The sequence below is a fragment of the Bradyrhizobium sp. BLXBL-03 genome (assembly GCF_051853015.1).
GTDB classification, from domain to species: Bacteria; Pseudomonadota; Alphaproteobacteria; order Rhizobiales; family Xanthobacteraceae; genus Bradyrhizobium; species Bradyrhizobium manausense.
The window spans coordinates 7118256-7137168 of sequence record NZ_CP182470.1 but is presented as its reverse complement, the minus strand read 5'-3'; the positions used below and the strand labels follow the sequence as shown (position 1 = coordinate 7137168).

The window sequence follows — 18913 nt, the reverse complement described above, 5'->3', positions numbered from 1 at the left end:
CGCCTCAAGCGGGCGAGTGCTGGGAGCTTTTGCCAGCGGGCGCCGCCGCGCTGGGTTGGATGCGTTCGGCAGGCTTGGTTTGCTCTGCTTTCGGCAACCGTTTGATCTTGATTGCCAGCGCTCTCAGCTGGCTGTTGATGTGCGAGGCGTGAGCCCGATACCCTGGGGTCGACGGTCACCGCGTTGCCGGGATCTTCCCGGTAATGGCAGGATGAGAAAGGTCGTCCAGCCGGCAGACCGGCGCGCACCCGCCGCGCGATTGGTCCGTATGTCGCTGACGACCTGGAAGGTCTTGTTCGATGATTGCGCGATCATTGGATGTTTCTGTGCGCGCGCCGCTAACTTTGGAGAGACAGCTTTCTTTTTTCTCTTCACCGTTGACAAATTTCTCTCGCCTTTCTTAGGAAGCGACGACCCTAGGTGTGGGTCAGTCGACCGATCGGACTTTAGATGAGCCATATTTCGGACCCGCCTTTCGCGCGCGTTACCATTCCAGTGCTGCAGCGGTGGAAGGGGGAGGGGCGGCGTGTCGTAATGACCACCGCTTACGATGCGGTGACGGCACGCATCGCCGACCCCATCGTCGACATCATCCTTGTGGGCGATAGCGTTGGCAATGTCTGCCTCGGATTCGATAATACGTTGCCCGTCAGCATGGCGATGATGAACCATCACCTCGAAGCCGTGGCGCGCACAAAGCCTCATGCCTTGCTTGTAGCCGACATGCCCTTTCTAAGCTTCCACCTCAGTCCCGAGGAGACGATCCGCAACGCGGGAGGCTTTCTGCAGCGAGGGGCCGACGCCGTGAAGCTCGAGGGCGGGGCCAAGCGCGTTGAAATCGTACGTGCTTTGGTTGATTGTGAGATTCCCGTGATGGGCCATCTCGGCCTGACGCCGCAGAGCGTTAATGTTATGGGTGGTTTCAAGGTGCAGGGCCGGAACGCCGACAATGCCTTGCGCCTGCTCGACGACGCCCACTGTCTGCAGGAGGCCGGATGCTTCGCTCTCGTCCTGGAGGGTATCCCGGCCGAGCTCGCCGCCCGAGCGACCAAGTCACTGACAATACCGACGATTGGAATCGGAGCGGGCCCCAACTGTTCCGGCCAGGTGCTTGTATTCCACGATGTGCTTGGCTTAACTGAAAGTCATCGGCCAAAATTCGTTCGCACCTATGTCGAGGGTTTTCCGCTATTGCAGGAGGCACTGTCACGCTGGGCCGCAGATGTCCGGAACGGTGCATTCCCGACGCCACAAGAATCCTATCGACTTCCGGAAGGGTTGAGCGATGCGATCGCAAACTGGGTGCCTTCCAATCCAACCTGATGTAAAGCTTAAACATGCAAACAATTACGACGGTATCTGAGCTTCGTAGCACTCTTGCAAAAGCTCGTGACAAACGTGTCGGCTTTGTACCGACAATGGGCTACCTGCACGACGGCCACATGGCGTTGATCGAGGCGAGTCGTGCGCGATGCGACCTCACCGTCGTAAGTATCTTCGTCAATCCCACTCAGTTCGGGCCAACCGAGGACCTCAGCGCTTATCCGCGCGACTTTTTACGCGATGAGAAGCTGTGCCGCGAGGCCGGTGTCGCGATCGTCTTCGCTCCAGATGCGCGCGAGGTCTATCCGGCTCAGTTTGAGACCTTCCTCGAACCTGGCGAACTCGCAAAATCATTGTGCGGGGCATTCAGGCCCGGACACTTTCGCGGTGTCGCAACCGTCGTCTGCAAGCTGTTCAACATGGTGCAGCCGGATATCGCATTTTTTGGACAGAAGGATTTCCAGCAATGTGCCGTCGTGCGTCGGATGGTAGTTGATCTCAATCTCCCGATCGAGATCGTCACCGTGCCAACCGTTCGGGAGCCGGACAGACTCGCCATGAGCAGCCGCAATCGATACCTCAATAAAGAAGAGCGCCAGCGAGCTCTTGCGATCAGTCGCGGTCTATTCGCTGCGGAGGCCGAATTTCGTGCAGGCGAGCGCCAATGCGAGAAGCTTATCGCAATCGCTAGGCAGCATTTGGATGAAGTCGACCGTCTGCAGTACATCGAGATCGTCGATTCCGACACGCTTGAGCCGGCCCTAAGTCCCTTGCGTCATCCTGCAGCCCTGTGTGCTGCGGCCTACGTCGGCTCGACGCGGCTGATCGATAACCTAATTCTTAGGCCGGAAACGAACGCGGAATACGCGATCAAGCTCTAGCGACTACATCGAGCGGGCGACGGTGCGTAGTAAAAAGGCATGACCCTCTAGGCGCGACGCTTACTGCTGAGCACGACCGCGACGTCACAAGCGCATAGAAACAACGGCCGATCGAGCGACCGCCATCCTGCCTCTGCCCGGTACGACCGGTCTCGTCGTGTGGTGGCTGTGCGTTGCCGGCTGCCCGCGCAACCCACCTTTTCTGAAGGGAGTGCGATATCGAAACGCAGATACTAAAATATCATGCGACATGCCGTCCGCCTTCTTAAAGTAACGCAGCACGTCAGCTCGCAAACGCAAAGGTCACACCTCAGCTGTCCGCAGTGGCCATGCTGATCGAGCAGGTCGAGACGGGAACCGCTTGCCTTTTGGCAGTGCGGATCGTGCTAACGGTCCGCAGCGCTGCCAAATGCGCGTCATCGGATCAATCCAGTTAGAATTCGTCAGAAATTGGCGGCAGAGCGCAGGATTTAGGCTTTGGACGGCTATTGATTGCACTAATCAAGATTGAACTAGGCTTATTGTGAGCAGCCTTGGCGAAGCCCTCCAATGGAGCGTTGCTTCGTCAAATCGGTGCACATCAAGTGATTTGCGCGGTGTCTGAACAAGCCGGACGAGCTGGACGCCGGCCGAAGTCGTACGTCGCATGCGTAGTGCTGCGCCAAAGGAAAAGTCAGGTGACGCCAACAGGAGGCGAGAATGCGAAACAGCTTCCATAGTTCGGAGCATGGTTCAGCAAAGTGCTGTGCGATCTGTGGTGGAAGATTCGGTCTGATCCGCTACTATTACTGGCGAACGGCTCTTTGTTCCAAGAAATGCATCGACCGGTTCAAGGCACGGCGGGAGGCCGATCAAAAATGGCTTCGCTGGCTGCGAGCCGCCTAATACCGCCGGGTATCATACAGATCTTGAAGAAGATTGCATTGCGTTTCATTTTGGATCTGTCTCTCGAGTGACCAACCGGGCCATAGTCAGTTGTGACTGCGAGTCCAGAAATATTCGTCGCAATGGGCCCGGCGCTTTCGCATGTGATCTGCGGTCGCCCGAGATCGGTGCCCTTTGGAAACTCGAATCGCGGGCAAAATCTTAAGGCCGGACGGAGCACATAACGGGCCTATGCTATGAAATTCATCCTGGTGAATCACCGGACGCCGCACGGCGAGCGAACCTGCACGATTTGTTCTCGGCCGTTAGGTCCTGGCTACCTGCGAGATGTAGTAACGCGGAGAGAATATTGCGGCTACCATTGTTACCGATGCTGTCACTTAGCCAACGTCGCCTTCCTTTACCGCAACACGCGTGCCTTCCCTGGGCGCGATACGCAAGATCTCGTTCCTGTTGGGCTCGCTGCCTTGCTGACTGCCGCGTCATGCTGGCTTCAGGTTGGGGTCGCCACAATGTCGTGGATCAACAGCGCGGCGCATTCCGGCGAGCCTTCTAGGTCTGAAAGACCTCCGTCGGCTTAAGCTCTTAAGGTTTCGTTCAGAGCGCGCCTCACGGCGGTGGTGAGTGCTGATTGAAGTGATTGGGAGCTTGCGCGATGGTGGACGGCGACCGGGCGGTAGTTAAGGCAAGACCTCGCCGGCAATACGATCCCCCCTTGATTTGAGCTCGCTTTTGCGGTCTGCGTGGCATGAGCGGTCCTTCTTTTTGAAGCCTTCAATGACGTGTATAAAGTAGTATTCGCAACGTAAGCTAGTTCTTTCAATTCTTCATCAGTGAGGATTTTCCATGAAAACACGCGTCTGGATCGCGCTGGGCTGTGCAGTGCTCTTTGCGGCGCCCGCCAAGGCCTGGAATAACTTCGGACATATGGAGGCAGCTGCGCTGGCCTGGAATCAGCTAAGGCCCGCCGCCAAGCAGGAAGCCACACGCCTTTTAAAGCTCAATCCTCAATACGATGGCTGGATCCAGGGCGTGCCGGCGAGCCAGCGCGACCAAGTCGCCTTCGTCAAGGCGGCGACCTGGTCGGACCAGATCAAATCGCTCAGCGACTATCACAACGATGGTGACAGAAACGGCGATGTTGCGCCGCAGACACCCGAAGCGTCCCAAAATATCGGCTATGCCGACCACTTCCGCCACAAGTACTGGCACTTCATTGACGAACCGTTCTCGACAGATGGTACCCCATTGCAGCAGCCGCAATCGCCCAACGCGCAGACTCAAGTCGCTGTCTTCAAGAAGACGCTTACGGATAAGACGGTATCGGATGACATACGCTCATACGATCTTTCCTGGCTGCTGCATCTTATAGGTGACCTGCACCAACCGCTGCATGCGACCTCCCGCTTCACGCACGCCGAGCAGGATGGCGATGCCGGCGGGAACGACGTGAAGATCAGTTGCACCAAATGTGGAAGCTCCAGAGAGCTCCATGCCTTTTGGGATGGGTTGTTGGGATCGACCAGCGCGCCACCACAAGATGCCATCGACGCCGCGGCCGATCTTCGTACCGTGGATGCCGGATCGACGGACGAGAATGACTGGATTCAGGAGAGCTTCGAGATCGCCAAGACGTCAGTGTACGCGCCGCCGATCCGCGGCGGCGACGGCCCGTACAAGCTCACGGGGGCTTATCAATCGAGGGCCCACAGGATCGCCAACCAGCGGATTGCGCTCGCCGGCGCCAGGATTGCGGCGATCCTGAACGATGCATTCAAGTGAGCGTCTGTCTGGGCTCGTCATAAGTTGTTGCGTACGATGGTCCGGCGTGAACGTTGCTAAATGCTATTCGTGTTTCACGGCTCCTTGCCGGATCATTTCGAGTAAGAACGAGCATGCCAGGACGGATCATTGTTCCATTTAGATGTGTGCCAGCGTTTTCGGAACGAAAGCCGCCAATGATACAGTGAAGGGTTTCCTGCCATTTGGCAGCCGCTCTGGCATTGGTCGCTCGCGTTGGGTGGGGCCGCCGCTTCTAGGCGGGGCCCCTTGCCGCGAAGGCCCCGGTTACCCGAAACATCGGCACCTTCGCGCCCGCTACCAGAATGGGCGTGGTTGGCGCATGGCGACAAGAAGCTTTGCTCGTTAGTGTTATCAATCAAGGTTTTTCGCCGCGCAATGCTCCGCGCGCTATCGTGATCTGCTAGATTGATCTTTTGGGAGCGTTGTTTGTTTGGGTGATATATGTCGTATTCGGTTGAGTTGATCGTCAACGGCTATGTTAGGCTAAACGATCGTGCCGCGCTGGAGAGGCTTCTTGCACATCGGCGGGAGCTGCTGAGGCAACTAACGAGTGTCACCGGCATCGATCCAAGTCGAGCCGTCGCGCAAGTCAGCCAAGAAATCGCAATCATCGAAGCTGGGCTTGCGACGATCGCGCCAGAGTGAGGAAGGTTGGTCGTTCAGTGGAGCCGAGCTACTTGGTGTCGTCGTCGGTCCACGGCCTCCACGCCCAGAAGGGTCAAATCAGCAACGACTAGCGCGAGCAAAGTGGTCCAGAGACAGTCGCAGAAACGGCGGACAGCAGCTTACGCGCACGATAACTCCTTTCGACCAAACGAAGCGCCGCGCCGAGTATATTGGCGCGACGTCTTCGCCTTGGGTGGACCCGGACGGGGCAATGTCCGGTGCGCTGAGCCTAGACGCCGCGCTGCGCCACAGCAATCAAACCCTTGCATTAAGCTTGATGTCGCTGCTGCAGGTTAATTTTGGAACCGCCATTTTGCGCAGACATTGGCTGACGTTTCAGCGAGGGCGCGACGTTGAGGCCCGGCAACAGGATCCAGAGCAATTCATTGTTGGAAAACCAGCAGCTCTACATTCAGATCGCGCAGGGCTTTGGTCTCGCGTTCTCACTTGCGAGCCTGCTTAGGTCGATCAAGAAGGTCAAGCGCAGTGTTTACCTGCTCAAGCTGACGCTCAATCTCCTGGCGCTGCTCAACGTCTTGGGTCAAATCAAGTTGCTCAATGAGCTTCTGCTTTCGGGCGAGCAGATTTGAATGACTGTCGACATCTGACCTCCGTTACAGCTCTCAGGCCGATCGCGGGATGCTGCCTGTTCTTCACCCTGATTCAGCGCCTCTGTCGGCCGCCATAGAGCGGGTCGCGATGTTTAGGGGTAACTTCATGGGCCTCAATGCGCTCGGATCGCGACCGCCGCCAAGCGCAGCAGCCGCGCCGCAAGTAAACCGTAGGCAAGATCGGGCCGACGCCGGACGATCCCGTTTGTAGAAGAACGACACTATCTGCTTAGAGAAGGTGGCGGCGTCTCCTTTGTGCGCGTTGGCAAGATCAGATACTCGATGTTGGGTAGGGGCCCGCTCAGTGAATGTAGAAACGCAACAATATCGTTGTTCTCCGTCTCGCTGAGCCTGGCGCCGAGCTGGACTTCGCTCATAATTCCTACGGCTTCCTTGAGAGTCCAAACTTGACCCGAATGGAAGTAGGGAGCCCGCAAGGCAACATTGCGCAAGGGGGCGACACGGAACACGTATTGGTCGCTGGAGGCCTTGGTGACCGCGAACCGTCCCTTGTCGGCCGCAGGAAGCAATTTGATATCAGGCTTTTTGATTACACCAAACGGGAAAAAATCCTGTCCCCCAATATTGATTCCGCTATGGCAGGAGGCGCACCCTTTGTTCATGAACAGCCGCAATCCCGCCTTTTGTTGGTCGTTCAGAGCGTTGGCATCGCCATTCAGGTACTGGTCGAACGGAGCCGCCGGCGTCGTGAGAGTAGCTTCAAAAGCCTCGAGCGCCTTCGCGAAATTGTCGAAGGTGGCCGGCGGTATATCACGCGGGAAGGCTTGCTTGAATTTACCGACATAATCTTCCATCGAATTCAACGTGCTCGTCACGTGATCCGGAGTCGCATTTATTTCGGGGCTCGCCTGAACGGGACCCTTGGCTTGTGTTTTTTGATCCGTCGCGCGTCCGTCCCAGAACTGCGCGACATTGAACACCGCATTGTAGGCGGTTGGTGCCCGACGCGCCCCCTCTTGCCAGCCGTGACCAACGGATGTGGGACCGGCGTCGACCCCGCCGGTGCCGAGATTAAGGCACGTATTGCAGCTATTGACTCCACTCGCCGAGAGCCGAGGGTCGAAAAACAGCATCTTGCCGAGCTCGGCTTTCTCGGTCGTGACAGGATTGTCTTTTACCGCGGGAATAGCAGATGGGATCGGTTTGAAAATCTGTTTGGCTGCCACCATCAAATCATCGTTCGCGATATCATGGGATGATGAGACGAGCACGAGAATGGTAGCAATAGACACCTTGCGCATCATGTGAGACTTCCGGCTCTTTCGACGCCGCTACCGAACAACACTTCTTCAGGGCGGCACTCACTACATGATGCCTGCAACCATGCAGAAACTGAGCCAATTCTCGCGCTGCAAGTTTTTCTGCTAGATGTCCGCTTCGTGACACATTGGCAGTAGCTCGACACAAGTACGTCGGCCTCACACGAAGGATGTAGTTTTGCCGCTCTTCGAGAAGGCAGAACCGTATCTCTAACGGCACGTCAATTGCATCACACCGCGACATCACAGGCACCTGTCTCGCGAGGTCAGATGAAGGTTGCGCAATTGGATCCCAATCAATGTCACAGACGCTACAGTATGAAATGGATCCCGCTGCTTGAAGTTTTGCAGATCCGTCGCGCTGCCAAGGCGCGCTCCCAATCGCTTGGGACTCTGTCCCGTCTGGAAGGCAGGGGCTTTGCCTGTCACGCCGAGATGAGGCGTCGCGGAGCCCGATAATGGCTTCGCGGCGCGCGAATAAACTTAAGCTAACCGTCGGCCTGGATGGATTGGTGGCGCGCGTCATGAGCTCCTGCACCACGACATCTTAGGTGACTTGCTACATCCCATGGCACGCCTTGCCCGCAAGAAGAAAGCGTAACGGGGTGCCAAGGAGAGCGGATGAAAAGGTTTCTCATGTCTAAAGCGAAACGACTTGAAATAGTCAACCCGCCACCACCTTACAGCTCAGTTGGCCTGCATACGCGCCGTCATTGGAATGGCCCTCGGTATTGGAGAGAGCGAGGTGTAAGCGAGCGCTGCCTGGCAGCGGGCTGTTCGGTGGCCGCCTACGGGGCCGAGGTGCCTGATGGCAGTCACCTGGTTCGGTCTCACGGCCCTTCTTCGACCGACAATCCGACAATTGCGAGGAGAACGACGAGGCATGAATTTCGACCCTGGTCCAGTGCGCTCTTCGGCGGCGCGGCATCGCTGTTCGTCGTTGCGAGCGCGTTGGCGCAAGGTCGCCTCACCGAGCCAGCCTCACGCGTCGTGTTGTGTGCCGAACACAGGAATAAGGATTGTCCAATTGATCTGCAAAGGGCAAGCTCGATGGAGAGCGGTAAGTTCTTCCCGGCAATCAAGGGAGGGCTGTTAGACTTGACCGCGCCGACCGATGTGCAGAACGCAGCGCCACCAGAGGACGGCCACATCGCCGGCAGCAGCGTACGCGGTGATGTGCCCTTGCTCAATGAGCAGACGCCGACGCGCTGGGAGAAGATTGTTCTGCGCCCCGGCGCGAAGCAGAAGTTCAAGTGGGAATATGGGGCGGTTCACCTGACGAGGCGTTGGAACTACTTCATCACACGGATGGGTTGGAATCCGTCCTCGCCGCTCACGCGCGCGCAGTTCGAAGTGAAGCCATTCTGCACGGTTCAGAATCCCGGCCAGCCCTTTTGGGATCCGAATGCCAACCTTATTCCCCAGGAGCCCACCGAGCACATGTGCGACCTGCCAAAGCGCACGGGCTATCAGGTTATTTTGGCTGTGTGGGAAATCGCCAGTAGCCCAATGTCGTTCTATCAGATCGTCGATGCGACGTTCGAGGAACGCAAGTCGTCGAGCGCCAATGGCTCCGATTGACGGGGCGGAGTGTCGCCCGCCGAAATGAAGCGGGCACTTGGCTGACCAAGCGCTGATCCACCACAAACAGGTGCGCCGACTGCGGGTCACCTTTCTGTGGGCGATGAAGTCATGTAACGTGCGCCTCAATTCAAAGTAGGGCTCTCAAGACTCGGTGCGTCGTCTGAAAGCCTTATTCACGATCTCTGGGCTGCGGGTACTGGCCCAATAGGCCACCGCGTATTCCAAAGTAGGCCGTTGGCCAGATAGTATAGCTCAAGGAGTTTTTGAATCTCGATTCCCGCCGGAAATGCTACCTTCCCAATGGCCAACGACCTCTTAGAGCGAATGACCCGGAACCTCAGGGGGACTGGACCATTAAGGATGTGGAAACGGTTTGCGCGGAACATAACGTGTCCTGCAAGCCGCCAACGGAACGGGGCGTGGATCACACTATAAGGTGTCACACCCGCGTATTGATCACATTCAAACCCTTCCCTCTAAAAGGCCCATAAGCCTGTATATATACGCAGATTAGTGAAGTTCCTCGAAGTGGTCAGGGGGATCAAGTGAGTATCTCGACTGAATACGCTGTGACAATCCGACCGCTTCGTGTTGCCGATGGGGGCGGTTTTATCGCTCTGGTTCCCGATCTTCCCGGATGCATGTCCGACGGCCAGACGCCCGAAGAGGCGATGGCAAACGCTCAGGACGCTATCGCATGTTGGATTGAGGCCGCCCATGAAATGGGACGCCCGATTCCGCAGCCAACTTCGGAAGAACCAGTTCAGATGCTCAAATTCGGCTGATTAGCCATAGAAAAAGCTCGCCGGTTGGCGGGCTTTTTCTAGGGCAGTGCGAAATTCAATTTAGGCCACTGGGGGTTAAAAGGTTAAAACAGGCCAGTGCCCACGCTGCGCGACGGTCGGATTTCCGTCTTCCCGCGCAGAGAGGTCGAAGCGGCGCTCGCGGCTACAGCCACCGCGGCCCGATGAGATCGAGCATCCCGCGCGCGTCGGCGCGCGCGTTTCCGCAGACCTGAAGAGGCAAGCCGTCGAAGCGGTGCGAAGCGGGCTCGCGGCGCACTAGGTGGGAAAGCGCCTCGGGATCCACCACAAGACCGTCGCCAAATGGGTCGAACACTTCGCCAAGACCGGTCGGATCGAGCCCGCCGGCAAACTCGATCCCTACGCCGAACGCATCGCTGCGATGACCGAGGCGGATCCGGCGCGCAGCACCAACCGTCTTTGGGCGGAGTTCAAGGAGAAGGAAGGGTGCGAGGTAGCCTACAGCAGGTTCTCCCGTTTCCTCGCGGAGATCGGGTTTTCGCGCGACCCTGCGACGAAATTGCTTCAGCGGAACCGCCCACTGAGCGACGAGGGCGGATGATCGCGATCACCGCGATCGGCGTGGTCGCGATCGGCAGCGCGATCGACATCATGACCGGCACCATGATCGGCACCGGCATGGTCGGCGGGGATCATGCCGGTGCCGTGATACGCCATGCCGCCGATGCCGAAGATCAGCGGCAGCAGCAGCGGCAGATGGGGACGGGAGCCGCAGCAGGCGGGCGTCGACATGTCGACGAAGCCGCTGTCACTGCGTCGGCGCGGCGGTCGGTCTCGCTATAGAGACGCGCGCGAGAAGACCATCCTTGCCGCCCGTGAGTCCGTACTCGTCTGCCGGCTCCCCGTCGAGTTTGGCCGCTTCCGCTACTCCCTTGGAGAGCATGGCGAATGTGTCGTCAGAAAGACGCAGAGCGCCAACGCCGAGGCGACGTCGCCATCTCGCTCCGCGTTCCCAAGCCTCCATCCACGCGAAACCCAGGTCGCTGTTGCGCTTGACGGCATCGAATGCCTGAATGAGTGCGCCCGCCTGGTTGATATCCTTCTTGGCCTTGTCCGCAAAGAACACGTTTCGTTTGGTGGCGACGATCAACTTGTGGATGGCGTAGCGCTCCGGCGCCGGCACAAGAACCGGCACGCCGGCGTCGTGCAAGACCACGGAGCGGATCGGCTCATGGATCAGGTAGTCCAGGAATCGCAACACCTGCGCCCCTACGGACGGCCCCAACGACGGCATCGGCGTCAGCCTGGAGGAGTAGTCCTCGTCGCCGCGGTTTGGCGTAAGGAACTCGACCTTGAAGCCGGTGGCGTTGGCGAAACCGCTGAATAGCTTGGTTTCGTCGGGAGAGAACGAGGGCGCAAACGTCGGATCCACCTTTTTCAAGATGTCTTCGATGTCCGGCATGCTTTCATCGATGGAGATCGAGATGCCGTAGAATTTTGCGATGTCCATGTCCTCGGTCGTGACGAGTTCGTCGGGGAGCCTGACGCCGAGGACGCCACTATACGTTTGATAGGCCATCGAACCGACGAGCGTGGCGCGAAGTCGAAAAAGTCCCGCGCGCGCGAGTTCATTGACGACGAGACCTTCCATGTGAGGAGGGCGGGATAGCCAGCCCGCCTCAACTTGGCCGCGAGCTCGCGACGAGCGCGATAGCCGATTTTGGTGCGCTGAAATGCTTCGGCGCGCTTGGCAATCTCCGGATCGTCGGCTGGTCCCACGTATTTGAGGGCCGTCTTCGTTGGTCCCTCGCCGCCGGACGGCTGATAGGCCTTGTAGTAATAGTAGTCGCGATTGGCCCGCTTCTGTTTGAGAAAGGTCCCGTTCTCCGGGAAATTCTCGTCGAAGTCCGCGTCAGTCGCTTTCTGAACCAGGTCGGAGAACATCACCTGGTCGATGTTTGAAAACTGCTTCATAGGTCTTTGTTACCATTTTGGCGAAGTGGTAACAATGTTTTGTATCCATTCTGCCGAAATGGTAACAAGGCTTGTTGCCACTTTGGCAGAATGGTAACAATAACAAATTCAACGGCTTGCGATGAAATTGTTCCGCTGGAACTGGAACCGTCTCCAGCCTGCGTTGGCACCTTGCGACTTTCGGGGGCTCGACAGTGCCCGGCCCAGAAGGCTATATAAGAACATACTAAGAACCATTCCTCCGGTTGTACCCTTCCGAACTCGCTCTCAATAACCAATATTCTCCGGCACATCATGAGTGTAAGGGGCCGACCCGCAGTCGGCCCGAGGAGCAGTGTCCATTGTCCTTGTTCCGCCATTTGCATGACGACGCGTTTCTGGCCTTTTCGCGTGATCACAAGCACCTGTACGCGGCGTGTCTGCTCGACCTCCACGAACGCTTCTTTTCGGGCGCACCAGCGTTCCCGACGCCGCAGCAGGTTGTCCACGCCATCTACGACGTCATGCGGGCCAATCCCGCACTGTGGAGCGAGGGCGATGATTTCGGCAACCTGCCGGAAATGATCTCGGCCGGTCGCCGCCGCATCCGCAAGGCGGATGTCGCGCTCGCCTCCGAGAAGGGCGACAAAGCGCTCGGTCTGGCGCGGCAGCTTTACGCACGGCTGCTCGCCTGGGGATGGCTCGAAGAAGAGGAATATGGCCTTCGGGTCACCGTGGATATGGCGATGGGACCTCTCCTGATCATCCAGCGGCTGGCGAGCCTCAACAAGGATCTCTCGCAGCGGTTCGGCGGCTTGATCGTGCAGATCCGCCTGAACCTGGAAGCGGTCGAAAAGCTGAGGCCCGAGATCACCGACCGCAAGCAGCGCGAAGCCGCGCTCGCCGTCCGCGAGGCGCGCAACCAGGCTGACCAGTTCACCAAGAGCCTGCGGGCCATTCTGGCCGACCTGAAGCGAATCCGACGGACCGTCATGGAGTCGAAGACAGTGGCTACCCGGTTGGAGGCCTTCTTCGAGGAGTTCGTCGATCAGCTCCTGCTGAAGGACTTCGAGTCCATCCTCACCGTCAACCATCCGTACCGCTTCCGTGACGCAATCGTCGATCTTGCGCGGAGGATCTCCTACACCCCGGACACCATGCAGGTCCTTGCCGAGGAGTACACCGCATCCAGCATGGCAGCGGACGTCGAGGATGGGCGGATGGCTGCGGCGGACGACCTGCTCGCCATCGAAAACATCTTCGAACAGATCGGTGAAATGTTCGAACGGATCGAGGCCTTCCGCAGGCAGCTCGAAGCCCGGGTCCGCAACACGATCAAGTACGCCGAGCGAGGCGGGCAGGGACTCGTCGGCCGGGCCGGCGACCTCGTCCGTCGACTTGACGCCCTGCTGCGGGACGGCAGGCACGAGAAGGCGACCGTCGAATGGAGCATCGAGCCGCTACGGTCGCCCTGGTCGGAGCACCATCAGGCGCCGGCCAGACAACCGCGCCGCCCCGTCGAGGCAAGGGAACTCGCCGGGCCGCCCTCGGACCCGCTCTACGAGCTGCGGAAGAAGCTCCGTCTCGAATACATCGCTCGCATCGCACCCCGCCCCGAGGACGTCAGACGATTCCTCGAGGGCCAGGTGCCGCCATTCGCGACCAAAGAAGCCCGCTTCATGGAAATCGATTCCGTGGACGACTTCCTCGCCTTCGATTGCGCCCGCCGATACGCACTGACGGGCGAGGTCCCGGGGCTGATCGCGGCCGGGTTCGATCTGGAGCCGTGTCCGGATACGCCGCCACACGACAGCGAATGGCTAAGGTGCGCGAACTTCGTGGTCAAGCGATCCGGCCCGCACCGAAACGCGAGGGCGGCCCATGCTCAGTGAGTTCGAAAACATCGAGCGCTCCTCCGGCGCGGAGAAGGCGGCCGACCTCCGCAAAGCGCTACACTTCCTGCTGCGGCGGCAGTTCGTGTTCGCGGGAGATCCCCGGACTGGGACTGTCTACAACATGCTCATGGACGGTCGCTTCCGCGACGTGGTCGACGGGTTCTTCGACAGTTGCGGATACCGTGTCCATCGCGATCCGGAGGCGCAGTGGGCCGGCATTGTCGCCATGGACGAGGACGTGCCGCTGCCTCGGATGAAGCTCGACGAAACCATCGTCATGCTGGTGCTGGCAGCAAATTGGCAGCAGGAGGTGAACGTCGGAGCGGTCGAAGACCGTGCCGTCGTGGTCGCCACCTTGAATGACCTGTTCGACCGCTACCGGGAGATGGCCCAACATGGCGGCGGAGGCGCGATCTCGGCCGCCCGCTTCCGCGACATCCTGCGCGAGGCCGCCCAGCGCAGCCTGGTCGAGATCGGCGACTTCGACGACGAACAGCAGGACTGCGAGATTAGGATACGCCCGATGATCAAGCTGATCAGCGGCGGCGACGCCCTCCAACGGCTCGAGCGCTATGTCCGCAGCGAGGAGGCCCGGTTTCCGCAGCCCGCGGGACACGAGGCATGATGCAGCTACGCCACGTCACAATGGTGAACTGGCACCTATTCGACATCGCCGATATCGACGTGACTGGACACGTCGGGGTCCTTGGCGAGAACCGGTCCGGCAAATCCACGATCCTCGACATGGCGCAGGTCGTTCTCACCGGCGGCAGCCGGCGGTTCCTGCGCCTGAACGCAGTCGCCGGCGACAGCGGGAAGTCGCGCAGCGGCTCGAAGCGCAGCGTCGTCGACTACTGCCTCGGGACGCTCGGCGAAGACCAGCGCCGGCGCGACGAGGCGCGCACCTACATCGCGCTAGGCTTCGAAGACACGGAAGGCACTCGGCCGCCGGTCACGATCGGTATGGCGCTCGAGGCGCGCAAGTCCGACAGCAGGGAGACCGTGCTGGCGCTGTTCGTCGTCATCGGGGCCGTTCTGAGCTCCAAGGATTTCATCGAACAGCGAGGACAGTCGCAGTTCCCCGCGCAGTGGGAAGAAGTGCGCGCCCGGGTCGTCGCGATGGTCGGCGACGGCAACTTCGTTAATCACCGCGACCGGGCCGGCGACTACGTCCGCGAGTACATGCGCCATCTCCTGCCGCATTCGCCCTACGGCGAGCAGAACGCCAGCGCGCTGCAGAAATCGATCGTCAACGCCATGACGCTCGATCACAACCAGACGGCTACGCAGTTCGTGCGGAACTACATCCTCGAGGAAAGTTCGATCGGCATCAAAGAGCTGCGCGAGTCGATCCAGACCTACCGCAACATCAGCGAGACCATCAGGAAGATGCGCCTCAGACTCGAAGCCCTGAGCGCGCTTCGGGTCGTCCTCGCAGCTCTGCAAGAGGCGCTCGAGACCAAGTTCAGGGAGGAGTGGATCGCCAAACGCGCGGCCTGGCTCGCCGCCCGAGCGACGAACTTGGACTTCAAGACCAAACGGCGTACCGAGATGGCGCGCCGGGATGCCGCAGCAACCGAACTCGAATTTATCGACGAGGACGTCAAGGCCATCGATAACGAGATCGAACGCCTCACCGCCGCAATCGCCGAGCACGATGCCAAGACCGGAAGAAAGTCGCTGCAGCAGACGGCCGATGTGGCCGCGCAGGCGGCGCACCGCGCCTCGTCGGACTTCAAGGCGCGCCTGGACAACATCCATCGCCTGCATCCGCTCCGGGCAATGTGTGCGGACGCTTTCGAGGACTTCGTCCCTGCGCTGGAGCGGCTTCTGACCGTTGCCACGGGGCTCCACATCGCGCTGGTCTCCGACGAGCTTTCCGCGGCCGAGAAATCCTTCGCGGTCAGCGGCGCGAAATGGCTGCCGAAGATCGACGAAGCGCGTCAGATGATCATTGCGGACCTTTCCGGGCTCCGAGGCCGGCGCGACGAGGTGCTCGAACGCATCCGACAGCATGCCTCCGGAGGGGCGCGGGCCTATCTCGGCGATGACACCGAACTGCTCTGCCGCAGGCTCCGGCAGAAGGGAATGGCCCCGCGCGTGCTCTGCGACATGATCGAAGTCGCCGAACCCGAATGGGCGGGAGCCGCCGAGGCGCTCCTCGGCCGCGACCGGGAGGCCGTATTCGTGGACAGAGCGGACATCAGCGCTGCCACGGCGATTTTCAAGGAAGGCCGCCGCGAGTTCCGCCACGCATCCCTGGTGAGCCTGAACAAGCTCGAGCAGTTTAGGGCCAAGCCTGAACGCGGCACTTTCCCGTCCATTTTCCGGAGCCAGGATCCGGACGCGATGGCGTTCATCATGCGCCGCTATGGCACGGTCCGTCTCGCCGACACGCTCGACCAATTCAACAGGCCCGGCAGGGCCATCATGAAGGACGGCCTCTATGACGACGGACTCGTCAGGACCCATCGCTGGATCGAAGCCTCGCAGCACAAGATCGGAAAGGCGGCCCAAGCGAACGCCCTGCGCGCCCTGCAGGATCAGGCCGAGGAACTGGACCGGATCCTGACCGACAAGAGCAAGGAGGCCCAGGCCGCGGAGCAGGCCTTTGCCGCTCTGAAGAACATCTGCGATGGACAAGACGATCTGAAGGCTTGCGCCGCAGCCTTCGCGGCCGCGCAGACCGAGATCGCCGAAGCGCAGGCCAGGCTCGATGCGCTCGACGGCGTGGGCGACGGCGGGCTTGGCGACAAGAAGAGAGCGCAGCAGAAGCTGAAGGACAAGAGGCTCGGCGAGAGAAAGACCCAGCAGAGAGTGTTTGGCGAGCATGACGGCGAGGTCAGATCGGCGGAGAGGAGGCTCGGAGAGGGCGAGAACGTGCCCGGCTCCGAGCTGAACCTCCGGGTCGCTCGGTCGATCTACCGCAAGACGTTTCCGCTCTATTCCGCCGCGAAGGGCAGGGTCGTCTACCGCGAGCGCCTCGATGCCGTGGCCCAAAAAGGCTTCGCGGAGAAACACCGCGCCATCGCCGACAAGGCGCTAAAGGATGCGGACAATTCGGACACCGAGCGCTCTCGGATCGAGCGACGGGTCCGCGAGCTCCTTTACGATTACTTCGACCAGTTCGGGATGAGCTCGCAAGTCGGCGCGGAAAGCGAGCCGCTACGGGAGGTGAAGCCTTGGATGGAGCAGCTCATCTCGGATATCGAATCCAACGAGCTACACCAGTACGAACGGCAGGCGCGGGAAGCGGCGGAAAAGGCGTCCACCCTTCTGCGCGGCGAGTTCATCAACGCGCTCACGGCCCGGATCGGCAAGATGGAGCGGGAGCTGCAGTCGTTGAACCGTAGCCTTTACGCACATCCCTTCCACAACGAGCGATATTCGTTCCACCGCACGCAGGTGGTGGAATTCCAGCCCATCCTGAAGATCATCGAGATCGCCAAGACGTCTCCGGAGGCGCTTGACATGCTGTTTCGGGGCGACGTGCCCGACGACTTTCCGCACAAGGATACGATCCTTGCGCTCGAGGCGCTGCTCGAGGACCCCGACAAGGACTTTACCCAGTTCGAGGACTACCGCAACTTCTATACCTTCGAAATCCACATGGAGGATGTCGCAACCGGCCGCTCGACCCGCTGGGAGCAGCGGCGCGGCACCGGATCCGGCGCCGAACAGCAGGTGCCCATCTACGTCGCCATCGGCGCTTCGCTGGCCGCCGTCTACGGCAGCGCCGAGCGTCGTGCCGGCAAGCCCGCCGGCTTCGCCCTCGCCATGTTCGACGAGGCCTTCTCCAAGATGGACGGCAAGAACCAGCGGCAGATGATGAGCTTCTACAAGAACCTCGGCCTTCAGTTCGTGATAGCGGCGCCGTTCGAGAAGCGGGTCGCCGTGCTCGAGCACATGGATACCATCGTGGAGGTGGACCGGATCGGCGAACAGTCCAGGGCCACCGTGGTTGAACTGAAAGAGAAGGCCAAGCGCGAACTGATGGCAATCGATCCGGACCTGATGTCCGAAGATGAACTCGCCACCCGTCTGGCCGCCGAGTAGCCATGGCGCGGCGCTTCACGGACGCGAACGGGCTGCTGAACGACCTGGTCGACCGCTTCGAGGCCGGAGCCGCAAGTCCAATCGCCCACCCGGACTATGCCGCCTTCCCATCGGTCGTCGTGGCGGACGCCTTCCTGAAACAGATCAGGGACGCCGAAAGTGCCGGCGCGGTCTTTCTTGGCTGGGGCCGCGGCGCCAAGCGGGACCAAGTCGCACACGTGCGGCTGGCCTCGGCGGAGATCCTATACCGATACCTCGGTCGCACCCCGGCGTCGCGGATTGCGGAGGACGCCGCCGCGCGGCTTGTCGCCGGATCGGCGCTGGACGGCCAGCTGAAGAACAGCGCATCTCAAATCGCCGAGTTATGGGGGCGGGGCAAGACGTGGCACGGATTCGCTTCGTCCGACGTCGACACGCTGCGCCACGCGTTCGTTCTCGCCCAAGCGATTCTAGACAACAAGCATCTCGATGTCGACTACAAGACCTTCTCGCGACGGACAGTGGGGCACAGCAAGACGCTTGAACGCATCGAGGGTGCCGTGGTCCGGCTCCTGAGCGGCATCATGCAATTTCCGCCGGGCGCGCGGCCCCGCGAGGCACTGCGGGCAATCGGACTGGAGCGCTTCGCACCGCCGCTGCTGATCGCGGGCAAGATCGACCTCCAAGGGGCCGATCTGTCCACAATCGCTCCGCTCTATCTCGGGATCGCACCCAAGGAGGCAGATCGCGTCCGCTTCCGGGAGCCGCCAGCCTACGTTTTGACGATCGAAAACTTCGCAAGCTTCAACAGGCACATCGCCGAGGCCGACCCCGGTCGACTGGGAATGACGATGTACGTCGGCGGATATCCCTCGCTCGCCACCCAACAGGCCTTGCGGACGATCGCAGGAATGGTGTCCGAACAGACCCCGATCTTTCATTGGTCGGACATCGATCCGGACGGCACCTGGATCTTCCACACGATCGAGCGCGCCATCGGACGGCCGATCCGTCCGCACCTGATGAGCGTCGAAATCGCCGAGCGCTCGGGACAAGTGCCGTCCAAAAAGTCCGCCCCCGCTCGATGCCCACCGGACTCTGGTATCGCAGCGCTGGCAGCGTACCTGGCCGAACATGACGCAAAGACGCTCGAGCAGGAGGAGCTTGACCCGATCTTGCCCGGAGTCGCCACACTCACGTCGGCGCAAACCAGGCGAGACTGACATTTTTCAG

The 18913-nt window shown here is 60.1% G+C and carries 15 protein-coding genes; 13 read left to right on the top strand and 2 right to left on the bottom strand.

What is annotated here, in order from left to right; genetic code table 11:
• Positions 1–450: 450 nt before the first annotated feature.
• From panB to ACNJX9_RS33920, 5 genes are all read left to right on the top strand, one after another.
• Entirely contained in the window at positions 451–1323 is an 873-nt protein-coding gene (gene panB, locus ACNJX9_RS33940) for a 3-methyl-2-oxobutanoate hydroxymethyltransferase (RefSeq protein ID WP_439406389.1), read from the top strand.
• Between the two features lie 14 nt (positions 1324–1337).
• Positions 1338–2204: a pantoate--beta-alanine ligase gene (panC, locus tag ACNJX9_RS33935; protein ID WP_439406388.1), complete on the top strand. Its 867-nt coding sequence runs from the start codon at positions 1338–1340 to the stop codon at positions 2202–2204.
• Between the two features lie 1731 nt (positions 2205–3935).
• Positions 3936–4871 (top strand): S1/P1 nuclease, encoded by a 936-nt coding sequence (locus tag ACNJX9_RS33930; RefSeq protein WP_439406387.1) that lies wholly within the window; start codon positions 3936–3938, stop codon positions 4869–4871.
• A gap of 462 nt (positions 4872–5333) precedes the next feature.
• Positions 5334–5537, top strand: coding sequence for a hypothetical protein (locus tag ACNJX9_RS33925; protein ID WP_439406386.1), 204 nt, complete (start codon positions 5334–5336; stop codon positions 5535–5537).
• Between the two features lie 407 nt (positions 5538–5944).
• Positions 5945–6148: a hypothetical protein gene (locus ACNJX9_RS33920; RefSeq protein WP_439406385.1), complete on the top strand. Its 204-nt coding sequence runs from the start codon at positions 5945–5947 to the stop codon at positions 6146–6148.
• Positions 6149–6390: 242 nt separating this feature from the next.
• On the opposite strand, the gene ACNJX9_RS33915 is transcribed toward ACNJX9_RS33920, so the two are convergent.
• Positions 6391–7431 (bottom strand): cytochrome-c peroxidase, encoded by a 1041-nt coding sequence (locus tag ACNJX9_RS33915; protein ID WP_439410174.1) that lies wholly within the window; start codon positions 7429–7431, stop codon positions 6391–6393.
• Positions 7432–8229: 798 nt separating this feature from the next.
• Between ACNJX9_RS33915 and ACNJX9_RS33910 the strand changes: the two genes are divergently transcribed.
• The 4 genes from ACNJX9_RS33910 (at position 8230) to ACNJX9_RS33895 (ending at position 10640) form a co-directional block, all read left to right on the top strand.
• A complete protein-coding gene (locus tag ACNJX9_RS33910) occupies positions 8230–9030 on the top strand; it encodes a lytic polysaccharide monooxygenase (protein ID WP_439406384.1) in 801 nt (266 codons plus the stop codon).
• Positions 9031–9578: 548 nt separating this feature from the next.
• Positions 9579–9818 carry a type II toxin-antitoxin system HicB family antitoxin gene (locus tag ACNJX9_RS33905; protein WP_439406383.1) on the top strand — a complete coding sequence of 80 codons (240 nt, stop codon included), beginning with the start codon at positions 9579–9581 and terminating at the stop codon, positions 9816–9818.
• Between the two features lie 280 nt (positions 9819–10098).
• On the top strand, positions 10099–10398 hold the full coding sequence (locus ACNJX9_RS33900) for a hypothetical protein (RefSeq protein WP_439406382.1): 300 nt from the start codon (positions 10099–10101) through the stop codon (positions 10396–10398).
• Positions 10395–10640, top strand: a complete 246-nt coding sequence (locus ACNJX9_RS33895; protein ID WP_439406381.1) for a hypothetical protein — start codon at positions 10395–10397, stop codon at positions 10638–10640. Before ACNJX9_RS33900 ends, ACNJX9_RS33895 begins: the two co-directional genes overlap by 4 nt.
• Here ACNJX9_RS33895 and ACNJX9_RS33890 read toward each other — a convergent pair.
• The gene (locus ACNJX9_RS33890; protein ID WP_439406380.1) at positions 10606–11448 is read right to left on the bottom strand and encodes a GSU2403 family nucleotidyltransferase fold protein; all 843 of its coding nucleotides are present in this window, start codon (positions 11446–11448) and stop codon (positions 10606–10608) included. The genes ACNJX9_RS33895 and ACNJX9_RS33890 overlap by 35 nt on opposite strands.
• Positions 11449–12112: 664 nt before the next feature.
• Between ACNJX9_RS33890 and ACNJX9_RS33885 the strand changes: the two genes are divergently transcribed.
• The 4 genes from ACNJX9_RS33885 to ACNJX9_RS33870 are packed head-to-tail and all read left to right on the top strand — an operon-like array spanning position 12113 to position 18903.
• On the top strand, positions 12113–13642 hold the full coding sequence (locus ACNJX9_RS33885; protein ID WP_439406379.1) for a Wadjet anti-phage system protein JetA family protein: 1530 nt from the start codon (positions 12113–12115) through the stop codon (positions 13640–13642).
• Positions 13632–14270 carry a DUF4194 domain-containing protein gene (locus ACNJX9_RS33880; protein WP_439406378.1) on the top strand — a complete coding sequence of 213 codons (639 nt, stop codon included), beginning with the start codon at positions 13632–13634 and terminating at the stop codon, positions 14268–14270. Before ACNJX9_RS33885 ends, ACNJX9_RS33880 begins: the two co-directional genes overlap by 11 nt.
• The gene (locus tag ACNJX9_RS33875) at positions 14267–17701 is read left to right on the top strand and encodes an SbcC/MukB-like Walker B domain-containing protein (RefSeq protein ID WP_439406377.1); all 3435 of its coding nucleotides are present in this window, start codon (positions 14267–14269) and stop codon (positions 17699–17701) included. Before ACNJX9_RS33880 ends, ACNJX9_RS33875 begins: the two co-directional genes overlap by 4 nt.
• 2 nt (positions 17702–17703) lie before the next feature.
• Complete coding sequence (locus tag ACNJX9_RS33870) at positions 17704–18903, top strand: Wadjet anti-phage system protein JetD domain-containing protein (RefSeq protein WP_439406376.1); 1200 nt, start codon at positions 17704–17706, stop codon at positions 18901–18903.
• Positions 18904–18913: the final 10 nt, after the last annotated feature.